General features: G+C 53.2%; 17 protein-coding genes and 1 tRNA gene. 7 read left to right on the top strand and 11 right to left on the bottom strand.

Annotated elements, in window-relative coordinates; translation table 11 throughout:
- The first annotated feature begins 111 nt into the window (after positions 1–111).
- The 6 genes from HRU77_09630 to HRU77_09605 all read left to right on the top strand — a co-directional run bounded on the left by HRU77_09630 (position 112) and on the right by HRU77_09605 (position 11,491).
- On the top strand, positions 112–864 hold the full coding sequence (locus tag HRU77_09630) for a DUF2490 domain-containing protein (protein ID QOJ20929.1): 753 nt from the start codon (positions 112–114) through the stop codon (positions 862–864).
- 194 nt (positions 865–1,058) lie between these two features.
- Positions 1,059–3,989 carry an RNA polymerase-associated protein RapA gene (rapA, locus tag HRU77_09625; protein ID QOJ20928.1) on the top strand — a complete coding sequence of 977 codons (2,931 nt, stop codon included), beginning with the start codon at positions 1,059–1,061 and terminating at the stop codon, positions 3,987–3,989.
- A gap of 456 nt (positions 3,990–4,445) precedes the next feature.
- Positions 4,446–6,860 carry a DEAD/DEAH box helicase family protein gene (locus HRU77_09620; protein QOJ22125.1) on the top strand — a complete coding sequence of 805 codons (2,415 nt, stop codon included), beginning with the start codon at positions 4,446–4,448 and terminating at the stop codon, positions 6,858–6,860.
- A 37-nt stretch (positions 6,861–6,897) separates the two neighbouring features.
- Complete coding sequence (locus HRU77_09615) at positions 6,898–8,685, top strand: N-6 DNA methylase (GenBank protein QOJ20927.1); 1,788 nt, start codon at positions 6,898–6,900, stop codon at positions 8,683–8,685.
- Positions 8,682–9,734, top strand: coding sequence for a DUF1016 domain-containing protein (locus tag HRU77_09610; protein ID QOJ20926.1), 1,053 nt, complete (start codon positions 8,682–8,684; stop codon positions 9,732–9,734). Before HRU77_09615 ends, HRU77_09610 begins: the two co-directional genes overlap by 4 nt.
- Positions 9,734–11,491, top strand: a complete 1,758-nt coding sequence (locus tag HRU77_09605) for a restriction endonuclease subunit S (protein QOJ20925.1) — start codon at positions 9,734–9,736, stop codon at positions 11,489–11,491. Before HRU77_09610 ends, HRU77_09605 begins: the two co-directional genes overlap by 1 nt.
- A 210-nt stretch (positions 11,492–11,701) precedes the next feature.
- Here the strand turns inward: HRU77_09605 and ychF are convergent, their stop codons facing one another.
- From ychF to HRU77_09550, 11 genes are all read right to left on the bottom strand, one after another.
- Positions 11,702–12,793 carry a redox-regulated ATPase YchF gene (gene ychF / locus HRU77_09600; protein ID QOJ20924.1) on the bottom strand — a complete coding sequence of 364 codons (1,092 nt, stop codon included), beginning with the start codon at positions 12,791–12,793 and terminating at the stop codon, positions 11,702–11,704.
- 56 nt (positions 12,794–12,849) lie between these two features.
- A complete protein-coding gene (pth, locus tag HRU77_09595) occupies positions 12,850–13,431 on the bottom strand; it encodes an aminoacyl-tRNA hydrolase (GenBank protein ID QOJ22124.1) in 582 nt (193 codons plus the stop codon).
- Positions 13,432–13,554: 123 nt separating this feature from the next.
- The gene (locus tag HRU77_09590; protein QOJ20923.1) at positions 13,555–14,175 is read right to left on the bottom strand and encodes a 50S ribosomal protein L25/general stress protein Ctc; all 621 of its coding nucleotides are present in this window, start codon (positions 14,173–14,175) and stop codon (positions 13,555–13,557) included.
- 60 nt (positions 14,176–14,235) lie between these two features.
- Complete coding sequence (locus HRU77_09585; protein ID QOJ20922.1) at positions 14,236–15,186, bottom strand: ribose-phosphate pyrophosphokinase; 951 nt, start codon at positions 15,184–15,186, stop codon at positions 14,236–14,238.
- A gap of 167 nt (positions 15,187–15,353) precedes the next feature.
- Positions 15,354–15,428, bottom strand: a tRNA-Gln gene (locus HRU77_09580).
- A 7-nt stretch (positions 15,429–15,435) separates the two neighbouring features.
- Positions 15,436–16,275, bottom strand: a complete 840-nt coding sequence (gene ispE / locus HRU77_09575) for a 4-(cytidine 5'-diphospho)-2-C-methyl-D-erythritol kinase (protein QOJ20921.1) — start codon at positions 16,273–16,275, stop codon at positions 15,436–15,438.
- A gap of 42 nt (positions 16,276–16,317) precedes the next feature.
- Positions 16,318–17,130, bottom strand: a complete 813-nt coding sequence (lolB, locus tag HRU77_09570) for an outer membrane lipoprotein LolB (protein ID QOJ20920.1) — start codon at positions 17,128–17,130, stop codon at positions 16,318–16,320.
- Positions 17,015–17,293, bottom strand: coding sequence for a cell division topological specificity factor MinE (minE, locus tag HRU77_09565; GenBank protein ID QOJ20919.1), 279 nt, complete (start codon positions 17,291–17,293; stop codon positions 17,015–17,017). Before minE ends, lolB begins: the two co-directional genes overlap by 116 nt.
- On the bottom strand, positions 17,290–18,102 hold the full coding sequence (gene minD / locus HRU77_09560; GenBank protein QOJ20918.1) for a septum site-determining protein MinD: 813 nt from the start codon (positions 18,100–18,102) through the stop codon (positions 17,290–17,292). The genes minE and minD overlap by 4 nt, the downstream gene beginning before the upstream one ends.
- A 24-nt stretch (positions 18,103–18,126) precedes the next feature.
- A complete protein-coding gene (gene minC / locus HRU77_09555; protein ID QOJ20917.1) occupies positions 18,127–18,897 on the bottom strand; it encodes a septum site-determining protein MinC in 771 nt (256 codons plus the stop codon).
- Between the two features lie 88 nt (positions 18,898–18,985).
- Entirely contained in the window at positions 18,986–20,722 is a 1,737-nt protein-coding gene (locus HRU77_09550; GenBank protein ID QOJ20916.1) for a tetratricopeptide repeat protein, read from the bottom strand.
- A gap of 420 nt (positions 20,723–21,142) precedes the next feature.
- On the opposite strand from HRU77_09550, the gene lnt reads away from it, so the two are divergent.
- Positions 21,143–22,600, top strand: coding sequence for an apolipoprotein N-acyltransferase (gene lnt, locus HRU77_09545; protein ID QOJ22123.1), 1,458 nt, complete (start codon positions 21,143–21,145; stop codon positions 22,598–22,600).
- Positions 22,601–22,620 lie beyond the last annotated feature (20 nt).

Genomic DNA, 22,620 nt, shown 5'->3' with positions numbered 1-22,620 from the left:
GGCCACCCTCAATATAATGACGGCTAGTTGCATGCGGTAAATGTTGTTTTATTGATAAAAAATATTAACAAACAGCTTTTTAAAATCATATTGTTTAAATAGGGAGATTGCATGTTTAAAAAAATAAACAAATTTGTTTTATTGGCTGCGGTTGGCTTGGTTCTGAGTAAGCCGGTTGCGGCTGAGCAAATAGTCGATGATTTTCAATTTTGGGGAAATATCACAGCACTGGGTAATTTTGGTTTCCTGAATACCCAGAATCCTGAATTAAAAAAATTCAGATGGTGGGCTGAAGGGCAAGGGCGCTTTGGTAATGATGCTTCCCAGTTTACTCAGTCGCTGATTCGTCCGGGCTTGGGTTATGCGGTAACGGACAAAATTGTTGTATGGGCAGGTTACGCTTGGGCGCCAACGTGTGAACCCATTCAGCGCGTTGGTTGCTTTAATGAGCATCGGCTCTGGCAACAAGTAACCTGGGCTGATAATTTTTCATTTGGACGATTGTCATGGCGCAGCCGTTTTGAGGAACGCTTCTTTGATCATAGAGTTCCCGATCCAGGTGCCAACGACGTCGCTTATCGTTTTCGTCAATTAATAAAGCTGGCGGTTCCTTTGACTTGGGCTCATCCTAATTTGAGCTTTATAGTGCAAGACGAATTGTTTATTGCAATGAATACGGCGCATGCGGGTTGGATTACTAACGGGTTTGATCAAAACCGGGGATTTGTTGGATTAGGCTACAAAGTCAATCAAATTGCAACTGTTGAACTGGGCTATATGAACCAATTGATCAATAGAGCGCATAGTGCTCGTCCTGATCAAATGATGCATATTTTTGGGGCTAATTTGTTTCTGAATTTCTAAGACAGCATGATGTGGTATTGATGGTTTAGTATTTAATACGATGTTTTTGATAGCCGGTTAATTTTTAAAATTAACCGGCTAAATTTTTTCCCCTCCGGTTTTCTTCACCATGTTTTGCGGATCCAAGAGATAGTAATAATTTTTTTCACTTTCTATTACTATACTGCTCTTTTCGATCAATCAATAATTAGCGCATGCATGATTTTAAGCCAGGTCAACGCTGGATCTGCGATGTTGATTTACAGCTCGGTCTCGGTACAGTTCAAAGTGTGGAACACCGGATTGTAACCATCGTTTTTGGCGCAACGGCTGAAACCCGTTCCTACGCCAAACAGTCAGCGCCGTTGACGCGAGTGGTTTTCAAGACTGGGGATGTCATCAGCAGTCACGGTGGCGTTGTTTTAAAAGTAATCGAAGTAAGTGAACACAACGGTTTGATGCGCTACTCGGGTGTGAGTGAAAGCGGACATCGGGTCGAGCTCGCCGAAGAACAGCTGGCGCATCATCTGCAATTGAACCGTCCAAGCGAACGTTTATTTTCGGGCCAATTCGATCAGGACAAATGGTTTCGCATTCGCTATCAAACGCTGCTGATCCGCAACCGGCTGGCAAACGCACCGCTGTACGGCTTGGTGGGCACACGCACCAACCTGATTCCGCATCAGCTTTATATTGCGCACGAAGTCGGCCGGCGTTTTGCGCCGCGCGTGCTGCTGGCCGACGAAGTCGGTCTGGGTAAAACCATCGAAGCCGGATTGATTCTGCACCAGCAATTGTTGACCGAACGCGCCAAGCGTGTGCTCATCGTAGTGCCGGAAACCCTGGTGCATCAATGGCTGGTGGAAATGCTGCGGCGTTTCAATCTGCAATTCAGTATTTTCGACGAAGAACGCTGCGTGTCGCTGGAAGCAAGTGACGAAGACGAAGATGAAGGCGAAGACGAAGAAGACAGCCGCAGCAGCAAAAGTGAAAATGGTGAAAACCCGTTTCACAGCGAGCAACTGGTGCTGTGCAGCCTGCATTTTCTGCGCCAGCATCCAAAACGGTTTGAACAAGCGCTGCAAGGCCGCTGGGATTTGCTGGTGGTCGACGAAGCGCATCATTTGCATTGGTCGCCGCAAGCCGTCAGCCCGCAATACGCCATGATCGAACAACTGGCGATGCGCACCCGCGGCGTGCTGCTGTTGACCGCGACGCCGGAACAACTCGGCAAAGCCAGTCACTATGCCCGCCTGCGCCTGCTTGATCCGCACCGCTTCAGCAGTTTTTCCGGATTTGTCGCCGAGGAACAATCGTACGAGCCGATCGCCCAAGCGGTCGAAGCCCTGCTCGAAGGCAGGGATTTGAACGACGAGATCCGCCAACTGATCGCCGATACACTCGATCCGGCACAAGCGCAAGCCCTGCTGGCGGAGCTGCAAGACCCGCAAGCCCGCAACAAACTGGCGGAATCGTTGCTCGACCGGCACGGCACCGGACGTATTCTGTTCCGCAACACCCGCGCGGCGGTCAAAGGATTCCCCGGGCGCAAGCTGGTGGCTTGCCCACTGCCATTACCGGCGGAATATCAGCCCTGTCTGGCGACGTTTGAAAGCACGGCGCTATCCAAACCGCAATTGCTGCTGTGCCCGGAACTGATCTACCAGGTGCGCTGCGAAGATGATCAGCCGTACTGGAGCGAAATCGACCCGCGCGTAAATTGGTTGATCGCGACGCTCAAGCGGGTGAAGCCGGAAAAAGTGCTGGTCATAGCTGCCAACGCGCAAACAGCGCGCGATCTGGCGCAAGCGCTGAAAGAGAAGACCGGGCAATTCATTCCGGTATTCCACGAGAGCATGAGCCTGGTCGAGCGCGACCGCGCCGCGGCGTTCTTTGCCGACCGCGAAACCGGCGGTCAAGTGCTGATCTGCTCCGAAATCGGCAGCGAAGGCCGCAATTTCCAGTTTGCGCATCATCTGGTGCTATTCGATCTGCCACTCAATCCGGATTTGCTGGAGCAACGCATTGGCCGCCTCGATCGCATCGGCCAGACCGACACTATCCAAATCCACGTGCCCTATCTGGAAAACAGCGCGCTGGCAATGATGTTCCACTGGTACCACGAAGGACTGAACGCGTTCGAAAAAACCTGTCCGGCCGGTCAAACGGTGTTTGTCAAAGTCGAAGAGCAACTCATCGCCGCGCTGCATCAACGCCAAACCCAGACCGAAGCATTGAGCGAGTTGATTGGCGATACGCAATCGGCACACCGGGAATTGAACGAAGCACTCGACCGCGGCCGCGACAGACTGCTCGAATACAATTCGTTCCGCCCGCTTATCGCCAACCGGTTGACCGAGCAAGCGCAAGCGCAGGATGACGATCCGCTGCTGCCGCAGTACATGGACACGGTATTCGATTGCTGCGGTGTGCACATCGAAGAACACCGCGCCGGCAGCTTCCTGATCGAACCGAGCGAACTCATGAGTATGCCGTTTCCCGGCCTGGACGACGAAGGCTCGATCATCACCTACTCGCGCAATGTGGCGCTGAGCAACGAGGACATGCGCTTCCTGACGTGGGAACACCCGATGGTCACGCACGCGATGGAACGGATTCTGAACCACGAAAACGGCAACGCCGTGGTGGCGATGATGAAACACAAACGCGTGCAGCCCGGCACCCTGCTGCTCGAAACCCTGTTCGTGCTCGAAGCCAGCGGGCACAACGTGCAGCAAAGCAACCGCTACCTGCCGCCCGCCGTGATCCGCATCCTGCTCGACGAACAAGGCAACGGCGATTATCCGCACCTCGATCACGAATCGATCAACCAGCACCTGCAACCGGTTGCCACCGGCATCGCCAAGCAAGTGATCCAACTGAAAGAAGACGCGATCCGCGAACTGCTGACCGCCAGCGAACAACAAGCCAGCGCGCAAGCGCCGCAACTCATCGCCGCCGCCGAAGCGCGCATCCGGCAAACCTTCACCCCGGAAATCGAACGTCTCAAAGCATTGCAACAAGTCAACCCGAACGTGCGCGACGAGGAAATTCAGTTCTTCGAGCAACAATTACAACAACTGACCGCTGCGCTGAAATCCAGCAATTTGCGGCTCGATGCGGTGCGGGTGATCGTGGCGACGTAAGCTGCAGTGACTAAAAAATAATCGCCATCACAGGGTTTACTCAATGAAGTGGAAGAAAAATTTTTGGGATAACTCTACGATCAATTTCGATTTGTCTCCCAATAGCATTGGGAACTAGCAACTACCGAGGATTTCTCGGTGGTTCAGAATAAGAGCTGTCGAGAATACACTCAAGCACTTTGGCTTGAGTGCCATCGTTGCGGTGGAACTGGTGCAACGCAGCAAAACGCAGTACATTTGCGATACATCCTTAGATTAAGGCTATGCATGAAGCCCGCAAGAGTTAAGCCTTGTCCATCCGCGCCTCTGCAAACATTAAGCAGTTATTGCGGGTAGCTAATGAATGTGAATACGCTCTATCACTTCGATAAATGAAGGTGTTGATTTTGGATTACGCGCAGCTGCATGGCCTGAAACCTAAGATAAATGTTATCAAGGTTGATGAAGGAAAAGATGATTAACAAACTGGAGCTATCCGAACGGGATATCTGCACCAAGTTCATCACCCCAGCCATCCAGCAAGCTGGCTGGCTACAACACCAGTTTCGCGAGGAAGTGAATCTTACCGATGGCCGCGTCATGGTGCGCGGCAAGCTTGCTGTCCGCATCAAGAATCCCGAAGCCAAAGGCGGCCCGAAACGTGCCGATTTCGTACTCTACGCAAGACCCGACGTTCCTATCGCTGTTATTGAAGCGAAACAAGCCAGATTCCCGGTTGGATACGGCATGCAACAGGCCTTGGCTTATGCCGAAATGCTGGATGTTCCATTTGCCATCAGCAGCAATGGAGATGGTTTCCTGCTACACGATCGCACTGGATTGAACCCGCCTGTCGAACGAGAGTTGTCACTCGGCGAATTTCCCTCCTTTGATGACCTTTGGCCGCTGTACCAGCAATGGAAGGGACTGATCGAGCCCGCGGTCGTCAAGCTTGTTGAGCAGCCTTTCTATTCGGATGGCAGTAGCAAAGAACCTCGCTATTACCAGCGCGTAGCCACCAATCGTGCCATCGAGGCCATTGCGAAAGGGCAACAACGCGTGTTGCTGGTCATGGCCACTGGCACCGGTAAAACCTACACCGCTTTTCAAATTATCTGGCGTTTATGGAAAGCCAAAGCCAAGAAGCGCATTCTGTTTTTGGCTGACCGTAACATTCTCGTTGACCAAACCATGCAACAGGATTTCGCCCCATTCGGCGAGGTGATGCACAAAGTCATTAACCGGGAAGTTAAGAAAAACTATGAGATCTACCTGGCGCTGTATCAGTCCGTGACCGGCAAAGAGGAGTGGAAGCAGATCTACCGCCAGTTTCCGGCGGATTTTTTTGACTTGGTGGTCATAGACGAATGCCACCGGGGTAGTGCTGCCGATGACTCGGCGTGGCGTGACGTGCTCGATTACTTCAGCGGAGCCACGCACTTAGGCTTGACTGCTACGCCCAAAGAAACCAAAGACATCAGCAATATCAACTATTTTGGTGAACCGGTCTACACCTACTCGCTCAAACAAGGCATTGAAGACGGCTTTCTCGCACCTTACAAGGTGATCCGCATCGCCACCGATGTCGACGCCGTCGGTTACACGCCGGAGAAGGGCAAGGTCGACAAGCTCGGCCAAGCGGTTGAACAGCGCCAGTACAACACCAAGGATTTCGACCGCAATCTGGTACTGGAAAAGCGTACCCGGCTCGTCGCCAGCAAGGTATGGGAATATCTCAAAGCGACCGACCCGATGGCCAAGACCATTGTTTTCTGCGACGACCAGGACCACGCCGAGCGCATGCGGCAAGAGCTGGTCAAACTGATCCCAGCCGCCGCCAGTAACCGCCGTTATGTGATGCGCATCACCGGCGACGACAACGAAGGTAAGGCCCAGCTCTCCTACTTCATCGACAATGACGAGCCGTATCCGGTCATTGCCACCACCTCCAAACTGCTCACCACCGGGGTTGATGCCAAGACCTGCAAGCTTATCGTGCTCGATCAAAACATCAACTCGATGACCGAGTTCAAGCAGATCATTGGCCGGGGTACTCGGTTGCGTGAGGATTACCAGAAACTCTACTTCACTATCATGGACTTCAAAGGCGCCACGCGCCTATTCGCCGATCCTGATTTCGATGGCGAGCCGGTGGTGATCTACGAGCCCAAGCCCGATGAACCCGTGGTGCCGCCGGAAGACACAAATCCACCAGGTGTTAGAGAGCCCGAACCACCGCCTTATGGCTCCGGCTCCACTGGCGGCGGTGATACAGGGGGTGGCGGTGAAGGCCGCATCAAATACGTCATCGACGACGTCAATGTGTGCGTGGCAGTGGAGCGCTCGCAATACCTCGATGCCAACGGCAAGCTCATCACCGAGGACTACCGCGTTCTGCTCAAGGACGACATCAAAAAAGCACTGCAAGCCGAGTTCGGCACGATGACCGACTTTCTGCGCCGCTGGAACAGTGCCGAGCGCAAGCAGGCCGTGCTGGACGAGCTGGCCGGCCACGGCGTGCCGCTCGAAATCTTGCAGCAGGCGGTTGCCAACGGCAGCGAGCTGGATGCCTTCGATCTGGTCGCCCATGTCGCCTTCGACCAAAAACCACTCACCCGCCGTGAGCGTGCCAACAACGTCAAGAAGCGCAACGTATTCGGCAAATATGGCGAGCAAGCCCGCGCCGTACTCGAAGCCCTGCTCGACAAATTCGCCGGCCACGGCGTGCAAGACATCGAAGACGCCAAGGTACTGGAGCTGCCGCCGTTCGATCGGTTCGGCAGCAAAACCCAGATCCGCCGCGGCATTTTCGGCAGCGTCGAGCAATACATCCAAGCCGTAAAGGAGCTTGAGCAAGCCCTCTACGACAGTCACGAACAAAAACAAGGTTGATCCACGCTATCAATCAAAGCGACCAGAGAACTACTCGATGAATCTCAACAGCACCATCAAATCCATCCAGGACATCATGCGTAAGGACGACGGCGTCGACGGAGATGCCCAGCGCCTGGGTCAGCTCACCTGGATGCTTTTTCTGAAGGTATTTGACCAACGCGAAGAAGAGTGGGAAGACGACAATGCAAAATATAAATCGCCTCTGCCCGAGCGCTTTCGCTGGCGCAATTGGGCCGCCTACAAGGCCGATGCTGAAGGCAAGAAAAAACCCCAGATTGCCGCCAGTGACTTGATTTCTTTTGTCAATAACGAACTGTTCCCGGCGCTGAAAGAAAAAATAGATGCCAGCGTGAGCCCACAGCACAAGGTTGTCAAAAGCGTGTTTGAAGACGCCAACAACTACATGAAGTCCGGCCCGCAAATGCTGGCGGTGATCGAAAAACTGGAAGATGCCATCAACTTCCACGATTTTAAAACCCGCGCCAGTCTGGGCGACGTGTACGAGCAAATGCTCAACGACCTGCGCGGCGCAGGCAATGCGGGCGAGTTCTATACCCCACGCGCCATCACCGCTTTCATGGTTGACCGCATCAATCCGCGTCTGGGCAAGCGCGAAACGGTGATGGACCCGGCCTGCGGCACCGGCGGCTTTCTCGCCGCCGCCATCGACCACTTCCGCAACCAGCTCGCAACGATGAAATCACCGCGTCCAGAAGACAAACGTGCCATTGAAGAGCTGATCCACGGCATCGAAAAAAAGCAGCTACCGCACCTGTTGTGCACCACTAACATGCTACTGCACGGCATCGACGTGCCGAGCCAGATTGAGCACAAAAACACGCTGGGCATCGGCTGGAACGAATGGAGCGCCCATGACAAGGTTGACTGTGTCATCACTAATCCCCCGTTTGGCGGTTATGAAGATGACGGTGTTGGCAGCGACTACCCGGCCGACCTGCGTACCCGTGAAACCGCCGACATGTTCATGGCCCTCATCATCAAGAAACTATTGAAGGAAAACGGTCGCGCCGCTGTGGTGCTGCCCGATGGTTTCTTGTTTGGCGACGGCATCAAGGGCACGCTGAAAAAACTGCTGTTGCGCGACTGCAATCTGCACACCATCATCCGCCTGCCCAAGGGCGTGTTCGCGCCGTACACCACCATCAAAACTAACCTGCTGTTCTTCACCAAGGGCGCCACGGTGGACGACGGCACCGAACACTTTCACACCGACACCATCTGGTTTTACGAGCACCCCTACCCACAAGGTTACAAAAGCTACTCCAAGACCAAGCCGATCCGGCTGGAAGAGTTCAGACCCGAACAGGAGTGGTGGGGCGATGAGGCCAACGACTTCGCCGATCGCGTGGAAACCGAATTCGCCTGGAAGGTCGATTTCAAAGCAAAACGCGAACAGGCGGAAATCCTTGCACAACCGCATTGGCAACGCGCGGAAGACCTGAACAACCAAGCCGCCGAGATCGAAGCTGAGGCCAGCAATCTGCGCAAAAGCCTGATTGGCACCACCGACGCGACCTACCGCGAAAAGATCGACGCCCAGATTGCCGCACTGCGCGCCCAGGCCGAACCGCTGCGCCTGCAAGCCCGCGATACCCAGGCCGCGGGTGATCGCCTCTATTGGCCCATCTTCAACCTCGACATTAAAAACCCCAACGCGCCCGAAGCAGAGAGCCACGACCCCGATTTGCTGCTGGAAAAATACAAAAAGCTACTCGGCGAAATCGAAGAGACCGAAAACCAGCTCAAGAACGAACTGGCCGCCGCACTGGCGCATCACTTTGTAGCCGAGGTGGCTGAATGAAGCCCACCATGGCTACCATCGCATCCCCGGCACTGGTCACGGATATCCGTCAGCTCATCGACCGCAACCGCGCGCAGCTCGCCACCGCCGTCAACAGCGCCCTGACGCTGCTCTACTGGCAAATTGGCCAGCGTATCCACAGCGAAGTGCTGCAAGGCGAGCGAGCCGCTTATGGCGAGCAGATTGTCTCCGCACTGGCGAGACAATTGGAGAGCGACTATGGGCGCGGCTTCTCCGCCAAAAACCTGCGCCACATGCTGCGCTTTGCCGAAGCTTTTCCCGACATGCAGATTGTCTCGACACTGTCGAGACAATTGGCCTGGAGCCACTTTCTGGAGCTCATCTACCTCAAGGACTCGCTGACCCGCGACTTCTACACCCAGATGTGCGCCCAGGAGCGCTGGAGCGTGCGGCAGCTGCGCGAGCGCAAGGAGACGATGCTGTTCGAGCGCACCGCGCTGTCGCGCCAGCCCGATGAACTGCTGGCCAGCGAACTGACCGCCTTGCGCGAACAGGGCGAGCTTAGCCCGGCGCTGCTGCTCAAAGACCCTTATGTGCTCGACTTCCTCGGCCTGCAAGACCGCTACCTGGAAAAAGATCTGGAAGACGCCATCCTGCGCGAGCTGGAAAACTTCCTGCTGGAGCTCGGTGCCGGCTTCACCTTCGTCGCCCGGCAAAAACGCATCCAGATCGACAACGACGACTTCTACATCGACCTGCTGTTCTACAACCGCCGCCTCAAACGGCTGGTGGTGATTGAACTGAAACTGGGTGATTTCAAAGCCGAATACAAAGGCCAGATGGAGCTCTACCTGCGCTGGCTGGCCAAGCACGAACAGGAACCCGGCGAAGCCCCGCCGCTGGGCATCATCCTCTGCAGCGGCAAAAAGCAGGAACAGATCGAACTGCTGGAACTCGACGCCAGCGGCATCCACGTCGCCGAGTACCTCACCGAACTGCCACCCAAAGAAGTGCTGCAACAAAAACTCCACGACGCCATCGAACGGTCGCGTCAGCGGCTGGAAAACCGCAGCGGAGAACAAGACTGATGGATGCGCAACAGTTTTTGGCGGCGTTTGGGCACATTGCGAATGCGCCGGGGGGCACAGGTAAGTTGCGCGAACTCGTAATTCAGCTGGCCATTTCAGGCCGACTTGTGGAGCGTATTGAAACGGAGGCACCCGCCTCACGAGCAGTTAAAGAAGCAGCTGAACAGCGCCAAGCCTATGAAGCTGCGCTTGATCTGCGAGCGACTAGAATGCACTCACCATTGCGTTTGGCACCGTTTCCTGTGCCTGATCATTGGCAGTGGACGCGCTTAGAACAAATCTGTCTTTACATCCAGCGAGGCAAAGGCCCCAAGTATGCCGAGAAGAGTTCGGCACATGTTATTTCCCAGAAATGCGTGCAATGGTCGGGTTTCGATTTGTCATCCGCACGTTATGTGGCCAACGATTCATTGGGTTCATATGGCAAAGAACGTTTTCTATGTGCCGGAGACTTGCTTTGGAATTCGACCGGGACCGGCACAGCTGGCCGGGTGGCAATTTACGAGTTTGACGAGAGCGTTACGGCAGTGGCGGATTCGCACGTTACCGTTATTCGTCTCGCCAATTGCTCCCCTCGCTATCTGTGGTGTGTAATTGCTTCGCCATGGGTGCAATCGCGCATTGAGCCATCACATCCAGATTCTTTGGTGTCAGGCACTACGCAACAAGTTGAGCTGAATACCAGCACAGTACGGGCGCTCCCTGTTCCGCTTCCTCCGATCGATGAACAATCTCGCATCGTCGCCAAAGTCGATGAACTGATGACCTTGTGCAACACGCTGGAAAAACAACAGCAAGCCCGCCGTAAACTGCAAAACAACCTGCGGCAGTCCATCCTGCAAGCCGTCGCAAGCAGCCAAAGTCCGCACGAACTGCAAACCGCCTGGACGCGCCTCGCCGACAACTTCGGGCGACTGTTTATAGAGGCGGAGGATGTGGCTGATCTACGACAGACGATCTTAGATCTTGCGTTTACAGGGAGACTTTCAGAGCAGTCAGAAAAGGTCACTTCGGATCTTGTTGAGTCATTGCACATGCGGAAAATGCAGTTGTCGGCGGAAAAACGGATCAAACGAGAAACGCCAGTGATTGATTTTCCGGGCATCACTGAGATGCTTGGAAGTATCCCTGACCAATGGGCATGGGTACGGCTTAACGATATTGCTAGTGTGGTGCGTGGTGGTTCGCCGAGGCCAGCTGGTGACCCTAAGTTTTACGGCGGAAGCATTCCATTTCTCAAGGTTGCCGACGTTACAGTTGCCAAAGGAATGTTGGTTGAGCGCTTCACTTCCACCATCACCGAAGCCGGTCTAAATAAAACTCGGGAGATTTCTACAAGGACAGTACTTTTGACCAATAGCGGCGCCACGCTTGGCGTGCCTGCAATTTGCGAATTCAGAACGACTTTCAATGACGGAATCGCTGCATTTATTGAGTTAAACGATGCGGTTTTCGATGAATACCTATACCTGTTCCTAAAGTCAAAAACGAAGTGGCTTCAGGACATTGCATCAAGAGGCCAAGGGCAACCAAATCTCAATACCGAGATTATTCGCTCGATGTGGTTTCCGCTGGCTCCCATCAGCGAACAATATCGCGTTGTCAGTCGTGTTTCTGAGTTAATGCGCTTCTGTGATGTACTGGAAGCGAATCTTAAACATGTATCAGTGGTGGGAGAACGACTTGTGGTTGCATCCGTTTCCAGCCTCACCGGCATCGCTATCGAACAAGAAGAGGAACTCATGAAAGCCCCGTAAACCGAGGTGGCCCACGGCTGGATTCTGGAGCCTGCGCTCGCCGAAGTGCTCAACTTGTGATGAATAAAAAGTTTTTCGCGTCCCGCGATGTTTTTTCAATCAGATTCTGAATCTAATAGCGTCAATAAGTTTTTTTATGTCGCCCGCAGCGACAGGTCAATCGAACATGTCGCAAAAACCTGAAATTTGCGACATGTTCGATCAGGAAACTTAGACGTTAAACCGGAAGTGCATCACATCCCCATCCTTGACGACATATTCCTTGCCTTCGAGGCGCATTTTTCCTGCTTCCTTGGCGCCTTGTTCGCCGTTATACGCGATGAAGTCATCGTAGCTGATGACTTCGGCGCGGATGAAGCCTTTTTCAAAATCGGTGTGAATGACGCCGGCGGCTTGCGGCGCGGTATCGCCTTTGTGGATGGTCCAGGCGCGGACTTCCTTGACGCCGGCGGTGAAGTAGGTTTGCAGGCCGAGCAGGTTGTAACCGGCGCGCACCAGGCGGTTGAGGCCGGGTTCTTCGAGGTTCAGGTCGGCTAAAAAGATTTTCTTGTCTTCGTCGGACAGTTCCGCGATTTCGGCTTCGAGCGCGGCGCAGATGGCGACGACCGGCGCACCTTCCTGGGCGGCGTATTCCTGCACGCGGGTGAGCAGCGGGTTGTTTTCAAAGCCGTGGTCGTCGACGTTAGCGACGTAAATCGCGGGTTTGGCTGTTAGCAGGCACAACGGTTGCAGCAGGTGCTTTTGTTCCTTGTCGAGATCGAGCGTTCGGGCGGGTTTGCCTTCGTTCAGATGCGCTTGCACCTGCTCCAGCAGGGCGCACAGTTTGATCGCATCCTTGTTGCCGGATTTGGCCACCTTGGATTCGCGCAACAGCGCTTTTTCCACTGTGGCGAGATCGGCCAGTCCCAGTTCGGTCTGGATCACTTCGATATCGGAGATCGGATCGACCTTACCGGCGACATGTACGACGTTGTCATCGGCGAAGCAGCGCACCATGTTGACGATGCCGTCGGTTTCGCGGATGTTGGCGAGAAATTTGTTGCCCAATCCTTCGCCTTTGGATGCGCCCGCGACCAGTCCGGCGATGTCGACGAATTCGACGATGGCCGGCTGCACTTTCTGCGGTTTGACGATGTCGCTGAGCTTTTGCAGGCGTGGATCCGGCACTTCGACGATGCCGACGTTCGGATCGATAGTGCAGAACGGATAGTTTTCCGCGGCGATGCCCGCTTTGGTCAACGCGTTAAACAAGGTGGACTTGCCGACATTGGGAAGACCGACGATTCCGCATTTCAGACTCATGACCTGATTCTCATTAAAAAATTAAATGACGATTGTATGAAAGTTTTACTGGATTGTTATGCTTTTGTGTGCAATTTCAGCATGGCGGCTTCGCACGCGCCTTGCGCGATCAGCGGCCAGACTTCCAGGCTGCGGGCGATGGCTTCTTCGATCAGTGGCGCTTCTTCCTTGCGCGGCGGATGCAGCACATAGCCGACTACGGCGTTGCGGTCACCGGGATGGCCGATGCCGATGCGCAGCCGCCAGAAATCCTGGGTGCCGAGTTTCGCCGCGATATCCTTGAGGCCGTTATGCCCGCCCAGACCGCCGCCTTTTTTCAGCTTGGCCACGCCAGGCGGCAGATCGAGTTCGTCATGCACCACGATCATTTCCTGCGGCAGGATTTTATAGAACTGGCACAGTGCTGCGACCGCTTGACCGCTGCGGTTCATGAATGTTTGCGGTTCCAGCAGCCACACATCGGCGTCTTTCTGCCGGATTTGCACGCACAAGCCATGAAAGCGCGCTTCCGGCCTGAGCGAAACTTGCAGTTTGTGCGCCAGCCGGTCGATCCAGTCGAAACCGGCGTTATGCCGTGTGCCGTCGTACTCTCTGCCGGGATTGCCCAGTCCAACGATCAGTTTCATGAAATGATGGATGACTTCAATGAGAATTTTTGCCGCTGCCACAATTGAATCCGGAAATGAAAAATCTGCCGCTACGTATTGCTACTGCGGCAGATTTTTTCAATTTCCGGAACAGCGAGCGCTTGGTTGCTCAGCTTATTTTTTCTCGGCGCCTGCTTCTTCAGTGCTCGCTTCCTCAGACAATACCGAGCGTGGAATGACGATCGTGGTAACCGGCAAGTTTTCACCTTTGGTTAAAGCCACCGTTTCAACACCTTTAGGCAGTGCCAAATCGCTCAAGTGGAGGGTGTGGCCTGCGGTGAGTTCGGCTAAATCGACGGAAATATATTCCGGCAGATCGTCCGGCAAGCAACTGATATCGACTTCGGTCAGGATATGGGAAACGATACCGCCGGAGGTTTTAACGCCCGGTGAAATTTCCGCATTGATGAAGTGCAACGGCACTTTCATATGGATTTTCTTGTTCTTGTCGACGCGCTGAAAATCCACATGCAAAACTTGCTGTTTGTAAGGATGCATTTGGATATCGCGCAGCAGAACCTGTTCTTTTTTTCCGTCTACGCTGAGCGACAAGATCGATGCGTGAAAAGCTTCGTGCTTAAGATTGTAGAACAAATCCTTGTGATCCATTTCAACCGATTGTGCCGCGGCTTCACCGCCATAAATGATCGCCGGTACTTTACCGGAACGACGCAGGCGGCGGCTCGCACCCTTGCCCTGCAGTGTGCGCTTGTCAGCGCTGATTTCAATTTTCATTGTAAGACTCCTAAGTGATGGTTTGTTCGCGACCAAACAAACCGGTTAAAAAAACGTAATTTATTCCATAAATAATGAGCTCAGCGAGCTTTCATTGCTGATGCGCAACATGGTCTCGGCCAGCAGGTTGGCTATGCTTAATTGACAAATACGATCACACGCCAACGCATCCGCGCGCAACGGTATCGTATCGGTGACCACCAATTTATCCAAAGCCGAATTTTGGATGCGCTCCACGGCATTGCCGGATAATACCGCGTGTGTGGAATACGCGATCACGGCTTTTGCACCGTGCTCTTTTAATGCTTTTGCCGCCTGGCATAAAGTGTTGGCGGTATCCACCATGTCGTCAATGATCACGCAGGTGCGATCTTTCACTTCGCCGATGATGTTCATGACCTTGGCTTCGTTGGGTTTGGGGCGGCGCTTGTCGATGATCGCCAGATCGCATTCCAGCCGCTTGGCCAAATGCCGAGCCCGCACCACGCCGCCGACATCGGGTGATACCACGATCAGATTCTGGTAATTATGCTTCCAGATATCGCCCAGCAAAATCGGCATGCCGTAAATATTGTCCACCGGAATATCAAAGAAACCCTGGATTTGATCCGAGTGCAAATCCATCGTCAGCAAGCGATCGATGCCCACGGTTGTCAGCATATTGGCGACTACCTTGGCGGTAATCGGCACGCGTGCCGAGCGCGGTCTTCTATCCTGGCGCGCATAGCCGAAATAAGGAATTGCGGCGGTAATGCGGCTCGCCGATGCGCGTTTCAATGCGTCCACCATGACCAGTATTTCCATCAAACTGTCATTGGTCGGCGCGCAAGTGGATTGCAATACAAACACATCTTTGCCGCGCACGTTCTCAAGGATTTCCACCATCACTTCGCCATCGCTGAAGCGACTGACAGTCGCGCGTCCCAAATGGATATTGAGATGCTTGACAGCATCTTCCGCCAATTTCGGATTGGCATTTCCAGTAAAGACCATCAAACTGTCATAAGCCATGTTATTTCTTTACGCTAACTCGCTGGGATAATGGGAAGAACAGGTTTTTGTTTCGTTAAATAAGCTGCTCACGGCGATTGCATTGTTGTCTTCTATCCATTAACTCGGGTAAGAATGAATAGCATAGCTCCCAAACGGGAGTTGCGACTGAGCCAATTACTAATTACTGGCAGGGGAGGTAGGGATCGAACCTACGAATGCCGGAATCAAAATCCGGTGCCTTACCACTTGGCGACTCCCCTAATTTTCCTAATCTAATGTTTTGTGCAGTGGATGACAGTCCAGCCCTTTTGCCACAAAACCGTTCATATCATCCGGAATCCGTTCAAAAGCAGCGCGCGCTTCCTGTTCCGTGGCAAACTCAGCAAATACGCAAGCGCCCGAACCGCTCATCGCCGCTATTGTAGTATTTTCCAGCCGTTTTAGCCACTCCAAGCATCTTGCCACTTCCGGATACGTCCGGCAAACGACTAATTCTAAATCATTATGTCCTTGCCAGACAGAAAAGGGCGGTATTGTGATAGGTATCGTGTTGCGTGTCAATTCCCTGCTGGCAAAAATTTCTGCGGTCGAGATTTGCGCCGCGGGTATGATAACCAGATACCAAGCAGGCGGCAGCTCGATGGCAGCCAGTTTTTCACCGATTCCTTCGGCAAAGGCATTTTGTCCAAAAATAAAAACCGGCACATCGGCACCGAGCTGAAGCCCTAATTCCAGCAGTTGTGCACGGCTTAAATTTACCTGCCACAGTTGATTCAGCGCCAGCAGTGTAGTTGCGGCGTCCGAGCTGCCGCCACCCAGCCCCCCGCCCAGCGGGATTTGTTTTTGCAAAAAGATGTCGGCCCCTTGAGCGGTTGCGGTTTTTTGTTGCAGCAGCTTGGCGGCGCGGACGCACAAATCTTTGTCTTCCGGTACTCCGGCAATGGGATTGTGCAGTTTGATGACACCGTCATCGCGTACCTCGAAACTAATCTGATCGGAAAAATCGATAAACCGGAAAACGGTTTGCAACAAATGATAACCATCCGGTCTGCGGCCTACGACGTGTAAAAAAAGATTCAGCTTGGCCGGCGCGAGAAATGTGTACATAGCGATAAGAATCGGGTGGTTATGGTGTAAATGCAGTGACAGTTATTCGACTACTTTCCAGTCATCGACAACCAGTCGGATTCTGAGCTTCTGATACGTTAGATCAAGCACCCGAGGCAGAGGTGCAGCGCTTGGCCGCGCCGGGGTGAAATCTTGATAGCGAATGCGCCAGCCGTCTTGCCGGATTGCGATCACCTGATTTTTGCTGTTCAAATCCTTTTGCGACGCATTCGCGGGCGAGTGCTGACCTTGTATCCAGAATTGCAAACCATTGAGCGGCAAACGCCAGCCGAGAATTTCTTGTGTTAGGCTTTCCACATTGTCGGCATAAAACGCTTCCATTTTTGCAGTGATCAAGCGCACGCCCTCATGATCTTTTGAAATCTCCGCAACCGCTTGACCTAGCGGGGTGAACAACAAAATCTCATCGCTGGCTGCCAGATGCTGCCAGCGGAAACTGCCGGAGAAGCTTTGATTGTCATCCTGAATGGCGATTCTACCCAGAATATTGAAATCGGCAGCGGCTGCATTGTGAGCACCCGCGACGGGCTCGGTCTGAATGGTGGTGACAGCCGTTTCGGCTTGCGTTTGAACGGGCAGCAACTGGCAACCGGAAAACAGCGGAAAAATACAACTGGCCCAAATCCCCAGAATAATTTTCCACGGCCGGATTCTGCACCTGTTTGCCGGAAATTCCGTAACAAAACCGATGGAAATCAATTGTCCGATTACCAACGTGTTAGCTATTGATCGGCTTGTTGGTCTGTTGATAATCCGGCAATACGATATTGAGTTCCAGCGTTTCCTGATTGTCGTCTTGCTCAAAATTAACCGAAATCGCGTCCTGGTCGACATTGACGTACTTGCGGATCACGTCGAGCAATTCTTTTTGCAATTGCGGCAAATAAGAAGGCTGATTGCGGAATTTGCGCTCATGCGCAACCAGAATTTGCAGGCGCTCTTTGGCCAGCGGAGCGGTTTTAGGTTTGGATGATCTGAAATAGTCCAGTAAACTCATTTTCTTCCTCCGAATAGCCTTCTGAGAAACCCTTGTTTACCATCGATAAACCGATGCGGCAGTTTTTCTCCCAAGTAGCGCGCAACGACATCGGCGTAGGCCTGGCCGGCTTCGCTCTTTTCATCCAGAATCACCGGCATGCCCGCGTTCGACGCCGACAGGACTGATTTCGATTCCGGAATGATGCCTAGTAAATCCAGCGACAGAATTTCCTGCACGTCTTCCAGACTCAGCATTTCACCGAGTTTGACCCGGTCGGGATCATACCGGGTCAGCAGCAAATATTCCTTGATCGGTTCTTCATTCCTTTCGGCCCGGCGCGATTTGCTGGACAGAATGCCCAGCATGCGATCCGAGTCGCGCACCGAGGAAATTTCCGGATTGGTGACGACAAAAGCATCATCGGCGAAATAAAGCGCCAGATTGGCGCCTTTCTCGATACCCGCGGGGGAATCGCACACGATATACTCGAAATCCTTGGATAATTCGTCTAAAACCTTGCCGACGCCTTCCTGTGTCAGCGCATCTTTGTCGCGTGTCTGCGATGCTGGCAGGATATACAGCAAATTGCAGTTCTTATCGCGGATCAGCGCTTGATTGAGACTGGCTTCACCGTTGATCACGTTGATAAAATCGTAGACCACCCGGCGTTCGCAACCGAGAATCAAATCCAGATTTCGTAAGCCCACATCAAAATCGATGACGGCTGTTTTGTGTCCTTTTTTCGCCAGCCCCATAGCAATCGCTGCGCTTGTGGTTGTTTTGCCAACGCCACCTTTGCCTGATGTCACGACTATAATTCTTGCCAATTGAGCCTCCTTTGCTGTTTGGTCTTAAGCGATCTCTTTTATGATCAACGCATGATTCTGCAAGTATATCTGTACGGGATTCTTGTATGTTTGTTTGTTCAAGTCCTCGCTGGTTTTGTAATCACCGGCGATGGAAATGAGCTCCGCCTGCAAGTCAAAACAAAATATCCGCGCTGCGGTATTGCCGTGTACGCCCGCCAACGCGCGCCCTCTGAGCGTATTATAGACGTGTATATTGCCTTCAGCCATAATTTCGGCGCCCGCGCTGACCTGCGACAGAATGATCAAATCGCCCGATGCGTAAATGCGTTGTCCGGAACGGATCGGCTGCGTGACTAAGGTTGCCGCCGCGGAAACCGGCGGAATCGGAACAGGCCGGACAGGTTCTTTGGCCGGGGCTGTTTCCGCTGGTGCGGCCGGTTGCGGAGCCGTTTCCTGTTTGGCCGCTTCCGCGCCGATCATCAGGGTGCTGCCTTGCTCGCGCACCGTATCGATCGGGATGAATAACGTGCGCGCCTGTTTATTCTGATTTTCGTTGCCGCCGCGGATACCGACCGGAAAAAAGCTTACCCTGCGCAGCAGTTGTATGACTTGGGAAAAATCCAAATCCAGATTTTGTTTGTTCAATTCGCGCAGATCGATAATCAACGGTGAGTCTTTGAAAAATTCCGGCGCCAAGTTGATTTTTTCGTGCAACGTCTGTTCGATCGCGGTCAGGTCGTTGGTATAAAGAATCAGGATGGGCGCGAAAAAAGTACTGCTTTTGAATTCCAGTGCAGGAGAGGTATTTGACATTTTAATTGATTGACGGACTCACAAAGATTTATTGCGCGCTGGTTGCGATGATAGTTAACAATGGCCGGTTGCGCCGATGGAAACGGATTTAATCGATCACTTTCTTTTTTGTCAGACGCTGCAATGTTTCCAGCAGGATCTCATTGTCCGGATCTTTTTCCAAAGCGGAACGCCATATATTCTTGGCATCGTCTTTCGCGCCTTTGACCCAAAGCACTTCACCCAAGTGTGCGGCGATTTCCGGATCGGGGCGGGCGGCAAAAGCCAGATTCAGGAAATTCAGACCTTCGGTGAACTTTCCCATGCGATAGTATACCCAGCCCAAACTGTCCATAATATAGGGATCATCGGGAGAAAGCTCGACGGCTTTCCGGATCAGTTTCAATGCTTCCGGCAGGTGCGTGCCGCGCTCGGCGAAGCTGTAGCCCAGCGCATTATAGGCATGTGCGTTATCCGGCTTGAGTTTGATCAGCTTGCGCAAATCCTGCTCCAGGATTTTAAATTTACCCAGCTTGTCGGCTGCCAAGGCGCGATCATAAAGCAGCTCGGGATAATCCGGCAGTTTCTTTAATCCTTCGTCAAGCAAGTCATAGACTTCCTGATGCGCCTTGGTACGCCGCAGAATCTGCGCTTCCGCTAAGATCAAATGCGCCGCCTGCTGATCATTGGCGGCGGGAAGTTTTTTCAGATGCTCACGCGCTTCCTGCAGATGGCCTTTTAACGCCAATAAATCCGCATAGCGGATTTGCGCGGGTAAATAACGCCCCCCGCTTTTAACCATTTGATAAGTTTCCATGGCCAAATCGGGGCGGTTGGTTTCTTCATAAATCTGCGCCAAGTGAAAGTACACCGCATTGGTATCTTTATAGCCCAGCGCCAGCGCTTTTTTAAAACTGGTTTCCGTGACATCGAAATCGCCCATTTCCGTGGCCAATAATCCTGCCGCCAGCGTGATTTCGGCATCTTCGGGATTTTTGTCCATCAACCATTGAATTTGGGCGCGTGCCAGATCAGCGTCACCGGCGCCGATCAGCAGCCGGGTATAAGCGACCCGCACTTCATTGGATGCCGGATATTTATCCAGATAGTCGCGGTAAAATTCGCGCGCTTGCTCAACGGAATTGCGCTGCAATATCCGGCCGTTGTGAACCGCGGCGATTTCCCATTCCGGGCGCAAGGCCAGGGCGCGCTGCATTTCTTCCTGGGCAAGCGGATGCTGGTTGGCGAACCATGCCGCTTGGGAAATGGCGAAGTGGACTTCCGGTAAATCCTTATAGGGTTGCGCGAGCTGTTGAATCAGCTTCAAGGTTGCCGCTTTGTCCGGATTACGCGCCAGCAATTGGTTAAGCTGCATAAACGCATTGCCGACCCCTTCTTTTTCCGAGGCCAGCAGTTTTTCGAGATGAGGCCGCGCGGCGTCCAGCTTGCCGAGATTGACCAGCAGCGCAGCAATGGTCTGCCGGGCATCGGCTGATTCGGGTTCAAGCTCAACCCACATCGTGGCCGCTTGTTCCGCGGCAAACGGGTTACCGGCATGCAGGGAAATTTCCGTCGCGCGTTTGGCGATGCGCGGATCGCGTGTCGTTTTGGCCAGCTTGACATAGCGATTGACGGCAATATCCAAATTGCCGCGCTGCAGTGCGGTTTCGCCGACTAAAAAATCAAATAGGATGGGGGCCGTCAGCTCCTGCTTAGGCAGATTTTGCTGGCTGATTTCTTCTGCATCGGCGGATTCTCCCGTTTTTTCCGCTTCCTTGTTGGAGGGAAGCTGCGCGCAGGCAGTAAGTCCGGACAGCAATAACACGCCTAGAATTTTAAATTTCATGAGAAATCCGTTTGATTTTCAAATATAAGGTAAAACGTACAATTTCCGCGCAACATCCGGAAGGATTCATTACATCCAGTTTTCAGTCACTTTTTGAGCGGCACAGCGCCGGACCCTCTGCCGCATGGTGCGCATATTCTACTTTTATACCGGCAATAAAGTGAATAAATAATTATTTAGCATAAGTCACAGGGAATGTCATCCCGGGTAACGGAATTAAAATTGCGTGCCAAGATGTCGCCGGTTAATTTATGATAAAGCAAATCCTGAGAACATCATTGAATTATGAAAGTTCAGCGTAGTTTCAGATTGCATCCGGCCATTTCCGGTGCGCGGTAATTTTTTCCACTTTCATCATCTCGAATTTTGACGCGATTGAAAAATCCATTCTTGAAACTGGCGGTCGTATTTGTGCTGGGCATGCTGACCGTGCTCGGTTTTGCGCCGTTCTATCTGTTTCCGGTGCCGGTCGTGACCGTAGCGCTGCTGCTGGCGTTTTGTCATAAAAGTCAAAGCGCGCTGAAAAACGCCGCGTTGGGATTCTGGTTCGGCATGGGATTGTTCAGCGCCGGCGTGACCTGGATCTATGTCAGCCTGCACGATTTTGGCGCGATGCCGATGCCGGTTGCCGTAGTTGCGCTGATTATCCTGTGCGCTTACCTGTCGCTGTTTCCGGCGCTGGCCTTTTGGCTGCTGACTAAGTCGCGCGTGACCTCGCCTGTGCTTTGGGCGTCGCTGGCAGCGGCGCTATGGATGCTGTCGGAATGGCTGCGCGGCACGTTGTTCACCGGTTTTCCGTGGCTCGCGCTGGGTTATTCGCAAGCGCCTTTCAGCCCTTTGGCGGGATTTGCACCGGTCGTGGGTGTCTACGGCATTTCGCTGATATTGATATTCAGCGCCGTGCTGCTTTTTCTCTGGTTTGAGAAAGGTTTTAAACAATGGCGTTACGGTTTACCGTTGCTGTTGATCTGGTGCGGCGGGTATGGCTTGCAGTTGATCGATTGGGTTAAGCCGCAGGGAGAACCGGTCAGCGTGAGTTTGCTGCAAGGCAATATCCCGCAGGACATGAAATGGCGCCCCGATCATCTGGAAAGTACCATGGAAACCTACGCCAAGCTGATACTGGAAAGCGATAGCCGCTTGATCGTCACGCCGGAAATTTCCATCCCGCTGTTCAGCGATGCGATGCCGCCAGCGTACTTGTCGTACCTGGCTGCGCATGCCAAACATAACAACGGCGATGTGCTGATCGGTCTGGCCGAGCGCGATCATTCGGACGGCGATGCGTATTACAACACCATGTTCAGCTTCGGTTCCTCGCCGCAACAAAGCTACCGCAAGCACCATCTGGTGCCGTTCGGCGAATATATTCCGTTCAAGCCGCTGTTTGGTTGGGTGATTCAAGTGCTGCAAATCCCGTTGTCGGATTTCTCGCGCGGCGGACTGGATCAGCAGCCGATGGCCATCGCCGGACAGCGCGTAGCGATCAATATCTGCTACGAAGACGTGTTCGGTGAAGAAATCATCAATCAATTGCCGCAAGCGACGCTGCTGGTCAATGTCAGCAACGACGCCTGGTTCGGCCGTTCGATCGGGCCGCAGCAGCATTTGCAGATTTCGCAAATGCGCGCGCTGGAAACAGGCCGCTACATGTTGCGTGCGACCAACACCGGCGTCACCGCGATCATCGACGAGCGCGGGCGCGTGCTGGATACCATCGAAATCTTCACCACCGCGGCACTGCACGGATTGGCGCAAGGCTTCACCGGTGCGACGCCGTATGTGCGCACGGGTAATTACCCGGTGCTCGGATTGGCCGTGTTACTTTTAAGCATCGGATTGTTATCCGCCTTCCGCGCGGCATGGAAAAACCGGTAAAATCCGCATGTTTTTAATTT

It is taken from the genome of Gammaproteobacteria bacterium (genome assembly GCA_015709615.1).
Lineage (GTDB): Bacteria > Pseudomonadota > Gammaproteobacteria > Burkholderiales > Nitrosomonadaceae > Nitrosomonas.
The sequence above is the reverse complement of the archived record's forward strand: the minus strand, read 5'-3'. Positions and strand labels throughout refer to the sequence as shown.